Genomic DNA, 18,062 nt, shown 5'->3' with positions numbered 1-18,062 from the left:
CGGTCGCTCAGCCCGGGGCCGAGTAGTACCAGCGTCCCGACCAGAGCCACCAAGCGACGTCCCCGTCGGTCTCCCTCTCCACCGAGCCGAACACCAGGTCCCGCCCCTTCCACCGCCAGGAGAGGGTGGTCGTGCATCCCGGGCAGGTGTCCGTCATCGAGGTCAGCACGAGCCGTCCACCGTCCTCGAAGGCGTACGTGCCGTAGTCGTGCGCGGTCGGGGAGAACCGGTCGTCATTGGTCCAGATCGTGTAGATGCCCTGCTCGAGCCTGAAGCCCAACGGCACCACGCCGTCCTTGCCGACCAGCTGCTCGACGTCACCGCGTGGCACCCCGCTCGCCAGGCCCTCCGCCTCGGTGGCCTGCCGGCCGTAGCCGCCCATCTCGGGGATCACGGTCGGCTGCGAGGAGGCCGGTGGCATCAGGCCCGGTCCGGGGGCCGCAGGCCCCGGATCGGGGGAGGGCACCGGGAGCGAGCCGCCACCGAGCTGGACGGCGGCAACCGCCGCTGCCGCTGCCGCGACGGAGCCGAGGGACGCCACCGCGTTCGTCGTACGACGCCTGCGCCGGCGTCGGTGCACCTGCGCGAGCCGCCACTCCGTGGCCGGGGTGAACGACGTGGCGTTCGCCTCGAGGCCCTGGCGGAGCCTGTCCTCAACGAGCATGGTCGTCCACTCCTTCTCCGAGCACGGTGGCCAGGCGCTGCCGGGCCCGGAACAGGTGCTGCTTGACGGTCGACTCCGAGACGGCCAGCGCCTCGGCGATCTCGTGCACCGGACGGTCCTCCCAGTAGAAGAGCACGACGGCAGCGCGCTGCATCGGTGCCAGCTCAGCCACCGCACGGGCGACGTCGGGATCGGGCAGCTCGTCGTACGCCGTCGGCTGCGCCAGGCGCTCCTTGCTCACCCGGGCGGCGCGCCGCTGCAGCTCGCGCACCGCGATGCGGATCGCGACGCGGCGCACCCAGGCCTCGGGGCGCTCGTACTCCGACACCGTGCGCCAGTGCCGGAGCATGCGGTAGAGCGCCTCCTGCGTGATGTCCTCGGCCAGCTCGCGGTCGTGCACCATCAGGAACACCGTCCGCGAGACCGGCGGGAAGCAGGCGCGGAAGTACCAGTCGTACTCCCGCTGCTCAACGGCCCTCATCGTGCGCCTCCATGACAGGTGACAGCCACGAAGCGCCCGGGTGGTTGACCCGTCCGGGAAAGTTTCTCCCGGGCTAGGCCGCCGCGTCGAGACCGATGAAGGACCGGACCGCCTCGGCCCCGGTCACCTGCACCGGCACGTCGCCGCGCACGAACGTGTCCGGCGTGAGCACCAGGCCCTGGTTGAGCGCCAGCTCGCCCTCGCGACGCTTGATGCGGTTGACCACCGTCGGCTGGTAGCCGACCTTGCGCGAGACCGCGAGCGAGGCGGGGTTGTCGAGGAACGCCGCCGAGGTGATCTCCTCGAAGCCGAGGTGGTCGAAGAGCAGCGCGCACATCGCGCGGCGCATCTCGGTGCCCAGGCCGCGCCCCTGGAACCCGCGTCCCAGCCACGACCCGGTCTCCCCGGTCCGCGTGACCGGGAAGTGCTTCGCCGCGACGCCCTGCGCGCCGATGACCCGGCCGTCGAGCAGCACGACGAGGTCGAGGCAGAAGTCCTCGGGCGAGAAGGTCGAGCGCTTGCCCCAGTGGTACGCCGCGGTGTTGCGGCCGAGCTGCCCAGCAGGCGCGGTGCTCCACGGGAAGTAGAACGGCATCTCGTCGGGGTCGTGGATGCCGGCCTCGGCGACCGCGCACAGCTCGAAGAGAAGCTCGTCGGTCATCCCGCGCAGCTCGAGGGATCCCGCGACGACGTGCAGGCCGAAGGGTGGGTAGAGGTCGGCCGGCGTCGTCATGGCGCCATCCTCATCGAGGGCGACGAAGCCCCACAAATCGATATCGGCAACCACGCCGACCGCCGGTGCGTCTACCGGTCATGACCACCGCGCACGCCGGACGGCCGGAGCCCTTCGAGCTCCCGGCCCGGCTCACCACTCCCCCGCGCCTGACCCAGCGGCACCCGTGGCTGCTGCCCGCCGCGGTGGCGGTGCACCGGGCGCGACGGCGTGCGCAGTGGGTGCTGGACGCGTGGTCCGGACGGGTCGTCTGGGCGCGGACCCGCGCCGAGGCCGACCTGCCGGTGCGGCTCAAGCAGCACGGCTCGCTGCTGCTGCGCGAGCTGGACCCGGCGCAGATGCACCTGCAGCACAACAAGGTCACCAACCTGCGGCTGGCCGCCGCCCGCCTCGACGGCCTGGTGGTCCGGCCGGGCGAGACCCTGTCGTTCAACCGCGTGGTGGGCAACTGCACGCGGCGCAAGGGCTACCTCGACGGGATGAAGCTCTCCAACGGCTCGGCCGAGGCGGGCGTCGGCGGCGGGATCTGCCAGCTGGCGAACCTCGTCCACTGGATGGTGCTGCACTCCCCCTTGACCGTCGTGGAGCGCTCGGAGCACTCCTTCGACCCGTTCCCCGACCGCGGCCGGGTGCTGCCGTGGGGTGTGGGCTGCTCGATCGTCTACAACTACGTCGACCTCGTGGTCCGCAACGACACCGCGCACACCTTCCAGCTCCGGGCCTGGGTCGGGGACCGCTACCTCCACGGCCAGCTGCGCGCCGACGTGCGGCCCGAGGTGTCCTACCGAGTGGAGGCGCGCGGCGAGCAGTTCCTGCGGCGCGAGGGCCGGATCTTCCGCCGCAACCAGATCTGGCGGCGGGTCATCGACCGGCGCACCGGTGAGGAGGTCGCGGAGGAGCTGGTGAGGAGCAACTGCGCGCTCGTGGTCTACGTGCCCGGTCCGGACGTGGTCGTCGTCGACCTCGACGCCGCGGGCTGAGCGGGGAGCACAGGCTCGTCGACGCGTCGATGGCCCGAAAGGGTGATGGACGTCCGACCGGGTGTCGAGTTGTCTGGACCAGTTCGTCGGGGCAAGCTCGGCGGGCAGCACACGCATCCCCACCACAGAGGAGCACCCTCCGATGAAGCGCACCACCCGTCTCGCCGCCGGCCTCGTGGCCACCGCCGCGCTCGTGGCTCCGTCCACGCTCGCCACGGCCCAGGCCGCCAAGCCGGACCACTCCGTCAAGGGGCAGACCAAGCAGCTGCTCAAGGACATCGCCGGCAAGGACGCGCGCCTGGACCGGCTGTCCACCAGCGACGCCGTCACCCGCCTCGCCGACGACACCGAGGCGACGCTGGTCTCGAACATCGGCGCGGCGCGCACCGACCTCGGCGAGATCAAGACCTCGGTCGAGGCCGCCGACAGCACCGTCGACACCCGAGCGGCCCGCAAGGAGCTGCGCTCCTTCCGCATCGAGAACTTCCGGATCGTCGCGAACGTCCTCAGCAAGGCCGAGCGCATCGAGGCCGCCGCCGCGGGTGACCCCGAGGCCACCGAGCACCTCGCCGCCGCCGAGGAGGCCGCCCTCGCGATCACCGCGACCAGCACGAAGGCCGACCTCCGCGCCGCGCGGGCCCACCTCAAGGACGCGCGCGCCGAGCTCGGCTGACGCACCCACGGTCCTCAGGAGGGCGGTCACCCGGTCGGGTGGCCGCCCTTCGTCATCGGGCGCGGTCGCCGACCACGACCCCGCGCAGCACGATCGCCGACGGTGTGCGGAGCACGGACAGGTCCTCCACCGGGTTGCGGTCGTAGACGACGAAGTCGGCCGAGGCGCCCTCGGTGAGGCCGTCGACCCCGAGCCACTCGCGGGCTCGCCAGCTCGCGGCGCCCAGGGCGTCGTGGGCGGGCATCCCGATCCGCACCAGCGCCTCGATCTCGCCGGTGATGTTGCCGTGGCGGCTGATGCCACCGCCGTCCGACCCGGCATAGATGGGTACGCCGGCCTCGAAGGCCGCCATGATCGTGGCCGGCATCCGGTCGTAGAGGTCGGTCATGGTGGCGGCGTAGTCGGGGAAGCGGTCCTGTCCCGCGGCGGCGTGCTCGGGGAACTTGTCGAGCTGCATGACCGTCGGGACCAGCCGCGTGCCGCGCGCGACCATCGCGTCGATCAGGTCCTCGGTCAGCCCGGTGCCGTGCTCGATGCAGTCGATGCCGGCCTCGATCAGGCCCGGGAGCACCCCGTGGCCGAAGCAGTGGGCGGTGACCTTCGCCCCGTGGGCGTGCGCGGCCTCGATCGCCGCGGCGAACGCCTCGGCCGGGAACGAGGGGGCCAGGTCACCCTCGTCGCGCGAGATCCAGTCCCCGACGAGCTTGATCCAGCCGTCGCCGTTGCGGGCCTCCTGCGCGGCCACCGCGGCGAGCTCGGCCGGCTCGACCTCGTGGGCGTAGTTGCGGATGTAGCGCTTCGTCGCGGCGATGTGGCGACCGCAGCGGATCAGCCGCGGCAGGTCGTCGCGGTCGTGGATCCACCGGGTGTCGGCCGCGGACCCGGCGTCGCGGATGAGCAGCGCGCCCCCGTCACGGTCGTCGATCGCCTGCTGCTCGGTGGCCTCGTCGTCGGTCGCCCCGAAGTCGTCGAGGCCGAGGTGGCAGTGCGCGTCGACCAGGCCCGGGACGATCCATCCCTCGGCGACGGTGTCGGCGCCGGCCTGGGGCTCGAACGTGATGCGTCCGTCGACGACGTACAGGTCGCGTACCTCGCCGTCGGGCAGGACCGGGCCGCGGTAGCGGTGGACAGTCGGGTGGGGCATGGACCGACCCTAGGACCTGCCTCCGTTGGGGTGTGGGACGTGTGGTCCAGACCACTTAGCGTCGAACGGATGCCTGAGGGCGGGCCCTCCCCGAACGGGTGGTCCCCGGCCACGACGGCCCGGCTACCGCCGGCCGCGACGGGCACGACCTGGGAGGAATGATCAGCATGAGCATCACCCCACACCTCGCCCGCCGGCTCTCCGCGACACTCACGACCGCGGTCCTCGGCCTCGTGATGGCCGTCGGCCTCACCTCGGTGGGCATCAGCGCGGCCTCCGCCGCCCCGAGCACGTCCTCGGACCGCACGGTCGTCGGCAAGTCCGACCAGGGCCGGATGAAGAGCACCGTGGTCGGACGTACGTCGGAGGGCGACAAGGTCTCCGGCACGTTCACGCCGACCCGCTTCGTCCAGCGCGACGGCACCCTCTGGGCCAAGGGCTTCCTGGAGGGCAAGATCCACCACGACAACGGCACGGTGACGAAGTTCTCGGGCATCAAGAAGATGCCGGTGAAGAAGATCAACGGCCAGTCTGCGACCGACGCGCGCACCAGCACCCGTGCTGCCGCGTGCGACATCCTCAACCTGGTGCTCGGCCCGCTGGACCTCAACGTCCTCGGCCTCGAGGTGCACCTGCAGCGCGTCGTCCTCGACGTCGTCGCGGTGGCCGGAGCCGGCCAGCTCCTGGGCAACCTGCTCTGCGCGGTCGCCGGGCTGCTCGACGGCACCCCGCTGGCCGGACTGCTCGGCCAGCTCGTCACGCTGCTCAACCAGATCCTCGGCGCGCTGAACCTGGGCGTCTGATCCCCACGAGGTGGCGCCGTCCCACGACGGGCGGCGCCGCCTCCGCAGCGGGAAGCCGACGCGGCTCAGATCCGGTCGAGCAACCAGGACGGGCTGAGCACCTGCGCCGGAGCCACGTTGGCCGCGAGCATCCGGTCGGCGGTCACCACCACGACCGGGTTGCCCGACTCCGCGGCTCGCCGCGCCTGTGCCCGGATCTCGCTGTCGCCATCGCGCGCGGCGTGGACGGTCGTGACGTGGCCGTCCCGGCCGGCCCGGACGCCCGCCTTGGCCTGGCCCTCGAGCACCAGCACGATCTCGTCGTACGACGTGTCGGCGACGAGCAGCCGCTCGTGGAGCCGGCGGGCGGCACCCGCACGGTCCTTCCACCAGCCGTCCGGCACCGAGCCGACGACGTTGGCGCCGTCGACGACCAGGAACGAGACCACACCGCCAGTGTGTCAGTCGCGCAGCACGAACTCGTCGCCGCGGGTGACCGGCACGACCGTGCCGTCGGCGTGGATGCCGTCGATCTGCACCTCCGGGCTGCCGATGACGATGTCGACGTGCGTGTCGGACTGGTTGAGGCCCTGGTCGACCCGCTGGTCCGGTGAGAGGGGCAGCGTGCCGTCCATCGCCGTCGTGTAGCCCATGCCCCACGCGACGTGCGACCCGACGTTCTCGTCGAAGAGCATGTCCTTGTAGACCAGCCCGGTGGTCGCGACCGCCGAGTCGGAGTCGACGATGGCGACCTCGCCGAAGTGCTTCGAGCGCGGGATCAGGTCGAACTGGGCGCGGACCTCCTCCTCGCCGCGGGCGGCCGTGGCACCGGTGATGGTGCCGTCGCTGATCTCGAGGGCGAGGTCCTCCACCAACGTCCCCATCGACGCCAGGAAGAACGGGGCGGACGTCCGGACGTGCCCCTCGGCGCGACGCCAGTCCGGGGAGATGAAGACCTCCTCGGTGGGCATGTTGGGCACGAACTCGACGCCGTCCTCGTTCTCCAGCGCCCCGCCGACCCACGTCGAGCCGGCCGCCATGCCGAGCGTGAGGTCGGTGCCCGGGCCGCGGTAGCGGATCCGGTCGAAGCGGTGGCCGTTGAGGATCGCGGCCCGGGTGCGCAGCTTCGCGACGTGGGCCTGCCACGCGGCGACCGGGTCGGCCTGGTCGAGGCGCATGGCCACGGCCACCGCGTCCCAGAGCTGCGCGAGGTCGGCGACGCCGACGCTGTCCGCCCATCCCTTCGTCGGGGCGCCGACGACGGTCCAGGCGACCTTGTTGGACAGGATCAGCGGCATGACCTGCTGGATCAGGTCGAGGGGCGTCGACTTCGCCAGCCGCGCCGGGTCCAGGCCCTCCATCAGCGTCGGGTGGGGGTTGCCGGTGAGGCTGATCAGCGCGGGCTTGCTGTCCTTCCACGCCCGCACCTGGGCGAGCTCGTGCTCCTGCGAGACGCCGAGCTGGTCCTCGGGGCCGTGCTCGACGGCGGCCCGCTTCACGTGGGGGTCGCCGTAGTCGATGCGGACCCGGGACGCCCCCACCCGGTAGGCCTCGTCGGCCACGGCCCGCGCAGCGTCGGCCTGCTCCGGCAGGGCGTTGATGACCACCTCCTGCCCGGGCTGGACGTTGACGCCCACGCGCACGACGAGACGGGCGTACTTCTCCAGCAGGTGGTCGAACGGCTCGGTCATGCCGTCACTCAACGCTATTTCAGGAACTGGGAGAAGTCCTTGGGGAGGTTGAGCTGCTCGGCGGCCTTCTCGTAGTCGATCTCCGCGCCGTCGGGGTTGCCGAAGGGGTTGCCGGCCTTCTCAGCGGCGGCGGCCTTCTCGGCGGCCTTCTGCTGGGCGGCCTTCGCGGGGTTGCCGGAGACGCGCTTCTTGCCCTTCTTGCCCTTCTGCGGCTGCTGGCGGGCACCGGCACGCTTGCCGCCCGCACCGGGCAGGCCGGGCATCCCGGGCATCCCGCCCCCGCGCGCCATCTGCTCCATCATCTTGCGCGCCTCGAAGAAGCGGTCGACGAGCTGGTTGACGTCGGAGACCTGACGGCCCGAGCCCTTGGCGATGCGGGCGCGGCGGGAGCCGTCGATGATCTTGGGGTTCTCCCGCTCGGCGGGTGTCATCGACTGGATGATCGCCTGGATGCGGTCGATCTCGCGCTCGTCGAAGTTCTCGAGCTGGTCGCGGAACTGCCCCATGCCCGGGAGCATCCCCATGATCTTCGTCATCGAGCCGAGCTTGCGGATCTGCATCATCTGCTGGAGGAAGTCCTCCAGCGTGAAGCCACCCTTGGTGCCGAGCTTCTCCGCGGCCTTCATCGCCTGGTCGGAGTCGAAGGCCTTCTCGGCCTGCTCGATCAGGGTGAGCATGTCGCCCATGTCGAGGATGCGCGAGGCCATCCGGTCGGGGTGGAACAGGTCGAAGTCGGTCATCTTCTCGCCGCTGGAGGCGAACATGACCGGCTTGCCGGTGATCGAGCGGATCGACAGGGCCGCACCACCGCGGGCGTCGCCGTCGAGCTTGGTGAGCACCACGCCGTCGTAGCCGACGCCGTCGAGGAAGGCCTGGGCGGTCGTGACCGCGTCCTGGCCGATCATCGCGTCGACGACGAAGAGGACCTCGTCGGGCTGCACCGCGTCGCGGATGTCGGCGGCCTGCTTCATCAGCGTCTCGTCGACACCGAGGCGGCCCGCGGTGTCGATGATGACCACGTCGTGCAGCGTGCGCTTCGCCTCGTCGATGGACGCCCGGGCGACGTCGACGGGGTCGCCCGTGCCGTTGCCCGGCTCCGGGGCGAAGACGGGCACGCCGACGCGCTCGCCGTTGACCTGGAGCTGCTGCACCGCGTTGGGGCGCTGCAGGTCGGCGGCGACCAGCATCGGGGTCTTGTCCTGCTCCTTGAGCCACAGCGCGAGCTTGGCGGCGAGCGTCGTCTTGCCGGCGCCCTGGAGGCCGGCGAGCATGATGACCGTCGGGCCACTCTTGGCGTAGCGCAGGCGACGGGTCTCCCCGCCGAGGATCGTCACGAGCTCCTCGTGGACGATCTTGATGATCTGCTGGGCCGGGTTGAGGGCGCCGCTGACCTCCTCGCCGCGCGCCCGCTCCTTCACCGCACCGACGAACTCCTTGACGACCGGCAGCGCGACGTCGGCCTCGAGCAGCGCGATCCGGATCTCGCGTGCGGTGGCGTCGATGTCGGCCTCGGAGAGCCGACCCTTGCCCCGCAGGTTCTTGAAGGTGTCGGCAAGGCGGTCGGAGAGTGTGGCGAACACGGTGTGGGTCAGTCCCTCGCATCGGTGGCGGAAGTCAGGGTGGTACGACGCTCAAGCCTAACGGCCGCGCCCGCGTCGGACCGCCTCGACGAGGGATCAGCCGCCCAGCGCAGTGCGTACGGCGTGGGCGGCTGCCGCGGCCCGCTCCTCCGTGGGGCGGACCCCGCCGACCTCCTGGACGTAGAAGACGTCCACCGCCTGCGGGCCGAGCGTGGAGACGTGGGCCGAGGCGACGGTGAGGCCGAGCCCGGCGAGCGTGGTGAGCACGCGGTGCACCACGCCCGGGCGGTCGGACGTCCGGATCTCCAGCACCAGCGAGGCACGGGAGGCGTCCGGGCGTACCTCCACGATCGGCGGAAGCTCGTCGTCGGGCCGCGCGGCCAGCTCCGGGAGGCGCTGGCTGCCCTCGACGACCCGCCGGATCCGCTCGCGGACCACGGACGCGTCGAGGTAGGCGTCTGGCACCTCCCAGGCACTCACGCCCCACTCGCCCTCGGCGTCGACCTGCGCCCAGGCGCGGGCGGCCTTCACCGGCACCCGCAGGGCCGCCAGGCCTCCGGCCACGTCGGCGAGCAGGCCCACCCGGTCGGCGGCGATCACGGTGACCGTGGCGCCGACCTCGTGCGGGGTGATCTCGACCGAGACCGCCCCGGGGTCACGGCGTACGGCGTCGGGGACAGGGAGCGACTCCACCGGCGTCGCGTGCGTGATCTCCGCACCCAGCGCGTGACCGGCGCGGGAGACGAGCCGGTCGATGAGCGACTCGCGCCAGGACGTCCAGGCCGCCGACGAGGTCGCCCGGGCGTCCGCCTCGGTGAGGGCGCGCAGCAGCTCCAGGCTGGCGGCGTCGGGGACGTGGGTGAGCAGCTCGGCCGTGGTCGCCGGGTCGTCCGGGTCGCGGGTGGTGCCGAGGTTGGCCAGCAGCAGGTGCCACCGGACGAGTGAGGCGACCACCTCGGCGTCGAGGTCGGTGAAGCCCATCCGGGTGACGATCTTGCGGGCCAGCGGCTCCCCGGCCACGGAGTGGTCGTGGAGCGAGCCCTTGCCGATGTCGTGGAGCAGGGCGGCGACCAGGAGCAGGTCGGGGCGCCGGACGCCGCGGATCAGGGACCCGGCCTCGGCGCACGTCTCCACGACGTGCCGGTCGACGGTGAAGCGGTGGATCGCCGAGGCGTGCGGCAGCAGCCGGATCTGCTCCCACTCCGGCAGGAAGGTCTCGATCCCCTCGACCTCGTCGAGGGTCTCCCACACCGGCAGCAGGCCGCTGCCGCTGGCGAGCAGCCGGACGAGCGCGTCGCGGGCCGGCGCCGGCCACGGCGTCGGCAGCTCGGCGCCCTCGCGGACCAGGCGGGCGGCGGTGGTCGGCGCGAGCACGGCGTCGCGGCTCGCCGCCTCGGCCGCCGCGCGGAGCAGGAGCGTCGGGTCGTCGCCCGGCTTGGTCCCGGCGTCGAGGACCACCTCGCCGCGCGACAGCGCGATGCCGGGGGCGATCCGCTCGAGGGCGGGCGTCCGACGCCCCTTCTCCCCCGTCGGCCGCGCCATCACCGCGTCCGTACGCCGCCACGCCAGGCGCGACAGGTGCGCGATCCGGCGCCCGAGCGAGCGCACGTGGCGCTGCGCGGCCTCGGCGTCGGGGAGGTCGAGGCGCTCGGCGAGCGGCGCCCACATCTCGGGGGCGATCCGGTCACCGGACCGCCCGGCCAGCTCCTGCACCTCGTCACGGACGTCGAGGAGCAGCAGCCGGGCCGCCTCGAGCGCCGGCGTGGACGCGTCGACGAGCCAGCTGGCCTCGATGGCCTTGAGCACGCCGGCGTCGCGCAGCCCGCCCTCGGCCTCCTTCACGTCGGGCACCGAGGCGTGCGCCAGCTCCCCGGTCACCTCGTGCCGCTTGTGGGTGAGCGCCTTCAGCTCGGGCAACCGCGAGCGCGCCTGACGCCGCCAGTCGGCCAGCATGGTCGTCCGCAGGCGCAGGCTGAGCCCCGGGTCACCGGCCAGGTGCCGGGCGTCGAGCAGCCCGAGGGCCACCCGCAGGTCGCCTGCGGCGTCGAGCATCTGGCTCATCGACCGGACCGAGTGGTCGAGCCGCTTGCCGGAGTCCCACAGCGGGTACCACAGCGACCCGCCGAGCTCGCCCAGCTCGGTGTCGTCCTCGTGGACGAGCACCACGTCGAGGTCGGAGTGCGGGGCGAGCTCGCCGCGCCCGTAGCCCCCGACCGCGACCAGGGCCACCCCGGAGGCGGGCCCGTCGGCGGCAGCGTATGCCTGCCGGCAGAGCTCGTCGGCCGAGGTGGCCCTGGTCTGGCGTTGTGCTGCGGTCATGCGGGGTCCCTGCGTCGTTGCTCGGAGGAGCGCAGCGGAGGAGAGGAACGACGTGGGGTGCTCATGCGTTCGGTCCCGAGAGGGCGGTGACCATCAGAGCGCGGACGCGTCCTGCTCGCCGGTGCGGACCCGTACGACGGTCTCGACCGGGCTGACCCAGACCTTGCCGTCGCCGATGCGACCGGTCTGCGCAGTCTTGACGATGATGCCGACGATGTCGTCGGCGTCCGCGTCGTCCACGACGATCTCGAGGCGGATCTTGGGCACGAGCGCGATGTCGTACTCGGCACCGCGGTAGACCTCGGTGTGGCCCTTCTGGCGGCCGTAGCCGCTGACCTCGGAGACCGTCATCCCGGCGACGCCGAAGGTCTCGAGGGCCTCGCGGACGTCCTCCCACTTGTGCGGCTTGATGACCGCGGTCACGAGCTTCATGCGTTGACTCCTTCCGTGCGGGTGGCGGTGCTGGCGGCGAGGACGCTCGACGAGCCGCCGCTGGTGCCGCTGTGCAGGTCGTACGCCGACTCGCCGTGGGCCGCGAGGTCGATGCCGTTGACCTCGTCCTCCTCGTCGAGGCGCAGGCCGATCGTGTACTTGATGGCCAGGGCGATGACGGCGGTGAGGATGCCGGAGTAGACGACGGCCACGAGGACGCCCAGGGTCTGGTCGCCGAGCGAGCCGAAGCCGCCGCCGTAGAGCAGGCCGTCGACGCCGCCGGCGCCGTCTGCTGTGGAGAACACCCCGATCAGCACGGTGCCGATGATGCCACCGACGAGGTGCACGCCGACCACGTCGAGCGAGTCGTCGTAGCCCAGCTTGTACTTCAGTCCGACGGCCCAGGCGCAGACCGCACCGGCGACGGCGCCGATGGCGACCGCACCGCTCACGTTGACCGCTCCGGCGGCCGGGGTGATGGCGACGAGGCCGGCAACGATGCCGGAGGCGGCACCGAGCGAGGTGGCCTTGCCGTGCAGCAGCCGCTCGATGAGCAGCCAGCCGAGGATCGCGGCGAAGGTCGCGAGGGTCGTGTTGGCGAAGGTGCGCCCGGTCTCGGAGTAGAACTGCGCCAGGAAGGCGTCCGGGTCCTCGTCGAAGGTGGTGCCGAAGACGATCGAGCCGACGTTGAAGCCGTACCACCCGAGCCAGAGCATGCCCGCGCCGAGCATCGTCAGCGTCAGGTTGTGCGGACGCATCTGCTCCTTGGGCCAGCCGATGCGCTTGCCGAGCAGCAGGACCAGGACGAGGGCCGCGACACCGGCGTTGATGTGCACCGCGGTGCCGCCGGCGTAGTCCTGGGCGCCGATGCGGCCGCAGATGAGCGAGTCGTCGGTGCAGCTGAAGACCATGTGGGCCATCGGGAAGTAGACGATGATCGCCCACAGCGGGAGGAAGACCACCCACGCGGAGAACTTCAGGCGGTCGGCGACCGCACCGCTGATGAGGGCCGCGGTGATGATCGCGAAGGTCATCTGGAACATCACGTAGATGTAGTTGTCGGTGGTGACGCCGTCGAGCCACAGCAGCTCGAACGGGTTGGCGAAGAGCGTGCCGTCGCCGCCGAAGCCCATCGACCAGCCGACGGCGACGTACAGGATGCCGACGATGGCCGCCGCGATGAACGACATCATCATCATGTTGAGCACGGACTTCGACCGAGACATGCCGCCGTAGAACAGGGCCAGTGCGGGCACCGTCATCATCAGGACGAAGGCAGTCGCCACCAGCATGAAGGCGTAATAGCCGTCCACAGAACCTCCAGGAAACGTACGGGGTGTGGTCCGCCGGGTCATGACGCCGCTGTCATGCGGGGGTCCACGCGTTCGTCCGAAGCCTGTGCGGACGAGGTTTCGCCGGGCCGCGGCACATGTTGCGGGCAGGCAACGGAATCCCCGCTCGTGTTACAGGTGTGTGAACGGAACGGGCGCCGGAGCCGCCTTGTTAGTGTTCGGCCGTGTCCAGACTGGCCGTGATGGCGCACTACGACGTCGCCGGAGATCTTCGGCCGCACGTGCGTGGTCAGGTCGAGGCGCTGGCCGCGTCGGTGGACAAGCTGCTCGTCTGCACCACCGCCCACCTGCAGGACTCCGCGCGCGACTGGCTCAACGAGCGCTCGCAGGTCGTCGAGCGCGCCAACTACGGCTACGACTTCTTCAGCTACAAGGTCGGCCTCGACGCGGCGGGCGACCTGACGGCGTACGACGAGGTGGTGGTCTGCAACGACACCTACGTCTTCGCGCTCGACTCCTACGCCCCCGTCTTCGACGAGATGGCCACCCGCCCGTGCGACTTCTGGGGCCTCACCGCCGCGGAGCGCCTCGCGCCGCACATCCAGTCGTTCTTCGTCGCCTTCCGGCCCTGGGTGGTCGCCTCGCACGCCTTCACGGAGTTCTGGGAGGAGATGGAGCCCATCTCCAAGCGCCGTCAGGTGATCCGGCGCTACGAGATCGGCATGTCACGCCGGCTCTACGAGGCCGGCTTCTGCTCCGACACCTACTTCGTGGAGACCCCTGAGGACCGTCGCATCGCCCGCGAGCGCATGCGGTGGTGGGCCGCGCACCGCTCCTCCTTCCCGCGCACGCGCGCGGAGGTCCGGGAGTGGCGCGAGCGCGCCAACGAGCCGTGGAACCCCGCCCGGAGCCTGGCCGACCGGGTGCTCGACAACGCCCGGCTCCCCTACGTCAAGATCGACACCCTGCGCTACGACCCCTACAACCTCGACGCCGACCGGCTGCTCGAGCTGTGCGAGCGCCGCTTCCCCCAGCGCTTCGACGGCGTACGCCAGTTCCTCGCCGACACCGCGCAGTACTACCCCCTGCGCGACAGCGAGCGCCTGCTGCCGACCCCGCTCGCGCTGGAGCCGCTGTTCCCGCGCGTGAGGTACTCCGATGCGCGGTGAGCGCCGGCAGCACCAGGTGAGGCTCGACGACCCGGCCGAGGTCCTCGTCGACTCGGGACTGGTCGACGTCGACTTCGTCGCCGCCCAGCTCGGCACCCGCTTCGGGTCGGCCTACGACGCGGCACGGGCCGCGGTGCAGGCCGGCGAGGTGTCACCGCACCCGCTCTTCGAGGCCCAGTGGATCGGGCGCCGGCGCTCCTGGCAGCGCTCGGGGCAGCACCCGGTGCTCTGGTACGTCTCCGAGCGCCGCCGCCGCAACCGGATCGCCCCGCACCCGCTGGTCGACCCGCGCATCATCTTCGCGGCGATGCCCGAGGCCCGCCACCACCCCTACGGCGCGCTGTCCTACTGGCTGTCGGTGTCCGGGCCGGGCGCCTCGCTGCCCACCCGGATCCTGCCGCGGAAGGTCTCGTGGGGGACCTACCGGGCCGCCGCGATCGAGGCGGCGACCGCGTGGCGCGAGGAGGTCGTGCTCGAGCGCCCCCAGCTGCTGGGCCCCTCCCCCGAGCTGCCGCAGCGGCTCGGCACCTCACCCGCGGTCACGGTCGTGATGGCGGCCCAGGACTCCGGCCCGCTCGTCCGGCAGACCGTCGCGACGCTGCAGGCGCAGACCTTCACCGACTGGCACCTGGTCGCGGTCGACCGCGGCTCGCTCGACGACACGGCCTGGGTGCTCCAGGGCCTGGCGGCCTTCGACGACCGGATCACGCTCGTCCGGGAGTCGCGCTGCGGGCACGCGCGGGCGCTCAACACCGCCCTCGAGCACAGCACCGCCGACCACGTGGCCTTCCTCCCGCCGGGTCGCGAGTGGCTGCCCGGCATGCTCGCCGAGCTCCTCGCCCACGCGCACGAGTCCGGCGCGGCCGCGGTCCTCGCCGGTGCCGGGGCCGTCGGCCGGTCCCGGCAGGAGCTGGTCGGTGGCCGGCCCGTCGACCTCACCACGGCCCTGCTGCGCCGCACCGCCATCAAGGACGTCGGCGGCTTCGACGAGTCCCTCGGCGGGTCGTCCGAGCGTGACCTGGTCCTGCGGCTCACCCGCGACCACGAGCCCGTCCCCGTCGACGTACCCGTCCTGAAGCGGCCCGACGCCCCGGTCGTCGGCCACGGCGACGACTGGGACTCGGTCGTGCTCGAGCGCCAGCTCGTCGACTGGGACGCCGCGGCCGAACGACCGCGTGCGGAGGACCTCGTCAGCCACGTCCTGCCGGTCGGCCCCGAGCCGCGCCGCACGGTCGAGTGGCTCAGCTCCCTGCCGCGCGAGGGCTCCGAGCTGATCCTCATCGGCGTACGCCTCCGCCGGGCGCACCACGTCCTGGCGGCGTCGCTGGCGGCGATCATCTCCGGCGCCCGCTTCGTGTCGGTCCCGACCGCGGTGTCCACCTCGGCTGCGACCAACGTCGGCATCTCGCAGGCCGGGGGCAGCACCGTGCTGCTGATCCGCCCCGAGGCGATGCCGCCGCGCCAGCCGATCGCCGAGAGGCTCGCCGAGGTGCTCCGCGAGCCCGGCGTCGCGCTCGCCCAGCCGTTGGTCGTCGACCTCGACGGCGTGGTCCTGAGCGCCGGCGCCCGCTTCAGCGCGGACAACCCCAACCCGGACCTGTTCCTCGCCGGCCTCCCCACCAGCGACGCGGTGCGCATCGGCCAGTGCGCCGTGGCCGCCCCGGCCGCCCCGCTGGTGGCGTTGCGCACCGAGACCGCCATCGCCCTGCGCGGCCTCAACGGGCGGTTCCACTCGGTCCTCGCCGAGACCGACCTCGGTCTGCGCGCCCGTCGGGCCGGCCTCGGCGACTCGGTCGTGGTGCCCGACACCGTCATCACCTCGCGCACCGACTACGCCCGGCCCGAGGAGCTCATCGGGGCGATGGGCTCGCTGCAGGGCGGCGGGCTGGCGACGCCGCTCGACGGGGCTCCCGACCTGCTCCGCGCCGCGGGCCTGGAGGTCACCGACCAGCGCAACCGGCGGATCAGCGCGGACCCCGAGGACCGGCAGGCGCCCGCGGTGCTGGTGCCCGAGCTCGTCCTCCGGCCGGTGCGCGGCATCCACGAGTCACCGCCCCGGCTGCGGTGGGCCATCGACATCGCCGCCCCCGCCGCCAACCGGGGCGACCGCTGGGGCGACACCTACTTCGCCCGCTCGCTCGCCGACGCCCTCGAGCAGCGTGGCCAGCACGTCGCGATCGACCGGCGCGACGCCCGCGACCGCGACTCCCGCGACCACGACGACGTCCTCCTGGTCCTGCGCGGCCTCGACCGCGTGACCCCACGACCCGGCCTGCTCAACGTCGAGTGGATCATCAGCCACCCCGACATGATCACGCCCGACGAGGTGGCGGCCTACGACCTCGTGTACGCCGCCAGCACCAGCTGGTCTGCCCGGATGACCCGCGAGTGGGGCACCCGGATCGAGCCCCTGCTGCAGTGCACCGACACGCGCTGGTTCCACCCCGACCGGGCCGCGCCCGACACCGGTCCGGCTGTCCTGTTCGTCGGCAACTCCCGCGGCGTCTACCGCTACGCCGTGCGCAGCGCCCTGGCCATCGGTGCCGACCTGACGCTCCACGGCAACGACTGGACCGAGTTCGTCGACCGCGAGCAGATCGCCTCCGGCGGCGTGGCCAACGAGGAGGTCGGCGCGCTCTACGCCTCGGCCGGCGTCGTCCTCAACGACCACCACCTCGACATGCGCCGCGACAGCTTCGCCTCCAACCGGCTCTTCGACGCTGCCGCCTGCGGGGCGCGGATCCTCAGCGACCGCATCGACGGGCTCGAGGAGATCTTCTCCGGGCTGGTGCTGCCCTTCGACAACGAGCACGAGCTCGCCCGCCTGGTGGCGCCGCCGTACGACGCGTTCCCCGACAACGAGACGCGTCGCAGCATCGCCACCCGGATCATCGCCGAGCACAGCTTCGACAAGCGGGCCGAGACGCTGATCGACGACGCCGTGCGCCGCCTGCTCGCCCGCGGCTGAGGGCGCGCGGCCGGGTCAGCCGAGCAAGGCGTCGACGAACGCGGCGGCGTCGAACGGCGCCATGTCGTCGGGGCCCTCGCCGAGGCCGACGAGCTTGACCGGCACGCCGAGCTCGCGCTGGACCTGCACCACGATGCCGCCCTTGGCGGAGCCGTCGAGCTTGGTCAGCACGATGCCGGTGACGTCGACGATCTCGCTGAAGACGCGGGCCTGGATCAGGCCGTTCTGGCCGGTGGTGGCGTCGAGGACGAGCAGCACCTCGGTCACCGGGGCCTGCTTCTCGATGACCCGCTTGACCTTGCCGAGCTCGTCCATCAGGCCCGCCTTGTTCTGCAGGCGGCCGGCGGTGTCGACGAGGACGGTGTCCACGCCGTTGTCGACGCCGTGCTTGACCGCCTCGAACGCCACGCTGGCGGGGTCGCCACCCTCGGGACCGCGCACGACCTCGACGCCGACGCGCTCGCCCCACGTGGCGAGCTGGTCGACGGCAGCGGCACGGAAGGTGTCGGCGGCGCCGAGCGTGACGGTGAGGTCCTCGGCGACCAGGATCCGGGCAATCTTGCCGACCGAGGTGGTCTTTCCGGCGCCGTTGACGCCGACCACGAGCACGACGCCGGGCTTGCCGTCGGTGCCGGTGACCTGGACACGGCGGTCGAGGTCGGTGCCGACGAGCTCGATCAGCTCCTCGCGCAGCACGGTGCGCGCGTCGGGGGTCTGGCCACCCTCCACCCGCAGGCGGGTGCGGAGCTTCTCCACCAGCGCCTGCGTCGGCGCCACTCCGATGTCGGCGGTCAGGAGGGTGTCCTCGATCGCCTCCCAGGTGTCCTCGTCGAGCCGGTCGCGGCTCAGCAGGGCGAGCAGGCCCTTGCCGAGGCCACCCTGCGAGCGCGAGAGCCGCTCGCGCAGCCGCTGCATGCGGGTGGACGCACGCTCCGGCTTCTCGATGGTCGGTGCGGCCGGCTCCTCGGTGAGGACCGGCGGCTCCGGCGGGGCCTCGGTCGCGGTGTCCGTCTCTGTCGGCGGCGGGACGATGACGTCGGTCCCGCCCGACGGCGGCGCGGCCTTGCGGCGGCGGCCGGAGGTCAGCAGCCCGACGAGCGTGAGCGCGCCGACGACCGCGATGCCGATGATCAGATAGAGCCAGTCACCCATGG

At 72.3% G+C, this 18,062-nt stretch carries 15 protein-coding genes and 1 pseudogene; 5 read left to right on the top strand and 11 right to left on the bottom strand.

What is annotated here, in order from left to right; all coding sequences use genetic code 11:
* Window positions 1–7: 7 nt before the first annotated feature.
* The 3 genes from ACE3QY_RS13120 to ACE3QY_RS13110 all read right to left on the bottom strand — a co-directional run bounded on the left by ACE3QY_RS13120 (window position 8) and on the right by ACE3QY_RS13110 (window position 1,878).
* Complete coding sequence (locus tag ACE3QY_RS13120) at window positions 8–664, bottom strand: hypothetical protein (RefSeq protein WP_374456471.1); 657 nt, start codon at window positions 662–664, stop codon at window positions 8–10.
* Window positions 654–1,145, bottom strand: a complete 492-nt coding sequence (locus ACE3QY_RS13115) for an RNA polymerase sigma factor (RefSeq protein ID WP_374456470.1) — start codon at window positions 1,143–1,145, stop codon at window positions 654–656. Before ACE3QY_RS13115 ends, ACE3QY_RS13120 begins: the two co-directional genes overlap by 11 nt.
* Before the next feature lie 73 nt (window positions 1,146–1,218).
* Complete coding sequence (locus tag ACE3QY_RS13110) at window positions 1,219–1,878, bottom strand: GNAT family N-acetyltransferase (RefSeq protein WP_374456469.1); 660 nt, start codon at window positions 1,876–1,878, stop codon at window positions 1,219–1,221.
* 80 nt (window positions 1,879–1,958) lie between these two features.
* Here ACE3QY_RS13110 and ACE3QY_RS13105 point away from each other — a divergent pair, with 80 nt between their 5' ends.
* Both ACE3QY_RS13105 and ACE3QY_RS13100 read left to right on the top strand, forming a co-directional pair.
* The gene (locus ACE3QY_RS13105) at window positions 1,959–2,858 is read left to right on the top strand and encodes a VanW family protein (RefSeq protein ID WP_374456468.1); all 900 of its coding nucleotides are present in this window, start codon (window positions 1,959–1,961) and stop codon (window positions 2,856–2,858) included.
* Window positions 2,859–3,000: 142 nt separating this feature from the next.
* Window positions 3,001–3,531 carry a hypothetical protein gene (locus ACE3QY_RS13100; RefSeq protein WP_374456467.1) on the top strand — a complete coding sequence of 177 codons (531 nt, stop codon included), beginning with the start codon at window positions 3,001–3,003 and terminating at the stop codon, window positions 3,529–3,531.
* Between the two features lie 52 nt (window positions 3,532–3,583).
* Here the strand turns inward: ACE3QY_RS13100 and ACE3QY_RS13095 are convergent, their stop codons facing one another.
* Window positions 3,584–4,675: an amidohydrolase family protein gene (locus ACE3QY_RS13095; protein ID WP_374456466.1), complete on the bottom strand. Its 1,092-nt coding sequence runs from the start codon at window positions 4,673–4,675 to the stop codon at window positions 3,584–3,586.
* Between the two features lie 167 nt (window positions 4,676–4,842).
* Between ACE3QY_RS13095 and ACE3QY_RS13090 the strand changes: the two genes are divergently transcribed.
* Window positions 4,843–5,478, top strand: coding sequence for a hypothetical protein (locus ACE3QY_RS13090; RefSeq protein ID WP_374456465.1), 636 nt, complete (start codon window positions 4,843–4,845; stop codon window positions 5,476–5,478).
* Between the two features lie 65 nt (window positions 5,479–5,543).
* On the opposite strand, the gene ACE3QY_RS13085 is transcribed toward ACE3QY_RS13090, so the two are convergent.
* The 6 genes and pseudogenes from ACE3QY_RS13085 to ACE3QY_RS13060 all read right to left on the bottom strand — a co-directional run bounded on the left by ACE3QY_RS13085 (window position 5,544) and on the right by ACE3QY_RS13060 (window position 12,792).
* Entirely contained in the window at window positions 5,544–5,906 is a 363-nt protein-coding gene (locus ACE3QY_RS13085) for a hypothetical protein (protein ID WP_374456464.1), read from the bottom strand.
* A gap of 12 nt (window positions 5,907–5,918) precedes the next feature.
* The gene (locus ACE3QY_RS13080) at window positions 5,919–7,148 is read right to left on the bottom strand and encodes an aminopeptidase (protein WP_374456463.1); all 1,230 of its coding nucleotides are present in this window, start codon (window positions 7,146–7,148) and stop codon (window positions 5,919–5,921) included.
* Window positions 7,149–7,162: 14 nt separating this feature from the next.
* Entirely contained in the window at window positions 7,163–8,728 is a 1,566-nt protein-coding gene (ffh, locus tag ACE3QY_RS13075) for a signal recognition particle protein (protein ID WP_374456462.1), read from the bottom strand.
* Window positions 8,729–8,824: 96 nt separating this feature from the next.
* Window positions 8,825–11,059: pseudogene (locus tag ACE3QY_RS13070) on the bottom strand ([protein-PII] uridylyltransferase); the annotation flags it as partial.
* Window positions 11,060–11,140: 81 nt separating this feature from the next.
* On the bottom strand, window positions 11,141–11,479 hold the full coding sequence (locus ACE3QY_RS13065; RefSeq protein WP_056906540.1) for a P-II family nitrogen regulator: 339 nt from the start codon (window positions 11,477–11,479) through the stop codon (window positions 11,141–11,143).
* Window positions 11,476–12,792, bottom strand: coding sequence for an ammonium transporter (locus tag ACE3QY_RS13060; protein WP_374456461.1), 1,317 nt, complete (start codon window positions 12,790–12,792; stop codon window positions 11,476–11,478). The genes ACE3QY_RS13065 and ACE3QY_RS13060 overlap by 4 nt, the downstream gene beginning before the upstream one ends.
* A 203-nt stretch (window positions 12,793–12,995) precedes the next feature.
* Here ACE3QY_RS13060 and ACE3QY_RS13055 point away from each other — a divergent pair, with 203 nt between their 5' ends.
* Both ACE3QY_RS13055 and ACE3QY_RS13050 read left to right on the top strand, forming a co-directional pair.
* Window positions 12,996–13,940: a rhamnan synthesis F family protein gene (locus ACE3QY_RS13055; RefSeq protein WP_374456460.1), complete on the top strand. Its 945-nt coding sequence runs from the start codon at window positions 12,996–12,998 to the stop codon at window positions 13,938–13,940.
* Window positions 13,930–16,908: a glycosyltransferase gene (locus tag ACE3QY_RS13050; protein ID WP_374456459.1), complete on the top strand. Its 2,979-nt coding sequence runs from the start codon at window positions 13,930–13,932 to the stop codon at window positions 16,906–16,908. The genes ACE3QY_RS13055 and ACE3QY_RS13050 overlap by 11 nt, the downstream gene beginning before the upstream one ends.
* Before the next feature lie 15 nt (window positions 16,909–16,923).
* Here ACE3QY_RS13050 and ftsY read toward each other — a convergent pair whose 3' ends face one another.
* Window positions 16,924–18,060 (bottom strand): signal recognition particle-docking protein FtsY, encoded by a 1,137-nt coding sequence (gene ftsY / locus ACE3QY_RS13045; RefSeq protein ID WP_374456458.1) that lies wholly within the window; start codon window positions 18,058–18,060, stop codon window positions 16,924–16,926.
* Between the last annotated feature and the right edge of the window lie 2 nt (window positions 18,061–18,062).

It is taken from the genome of Nocardioides sp., assembly GCF_041913365.1.
In the GTDB taxonomy this organism is placed as follows: domain Bacteria; phylum Actinomycetota; class Actinomycetes; order Propionibacteriales; family Nocardioidaceae; genus Nocardioides.
Note: the sequence above shows the minus strand (reverse complement) of the source record. Positions and strands in the feature narration are given on the sequence as shown.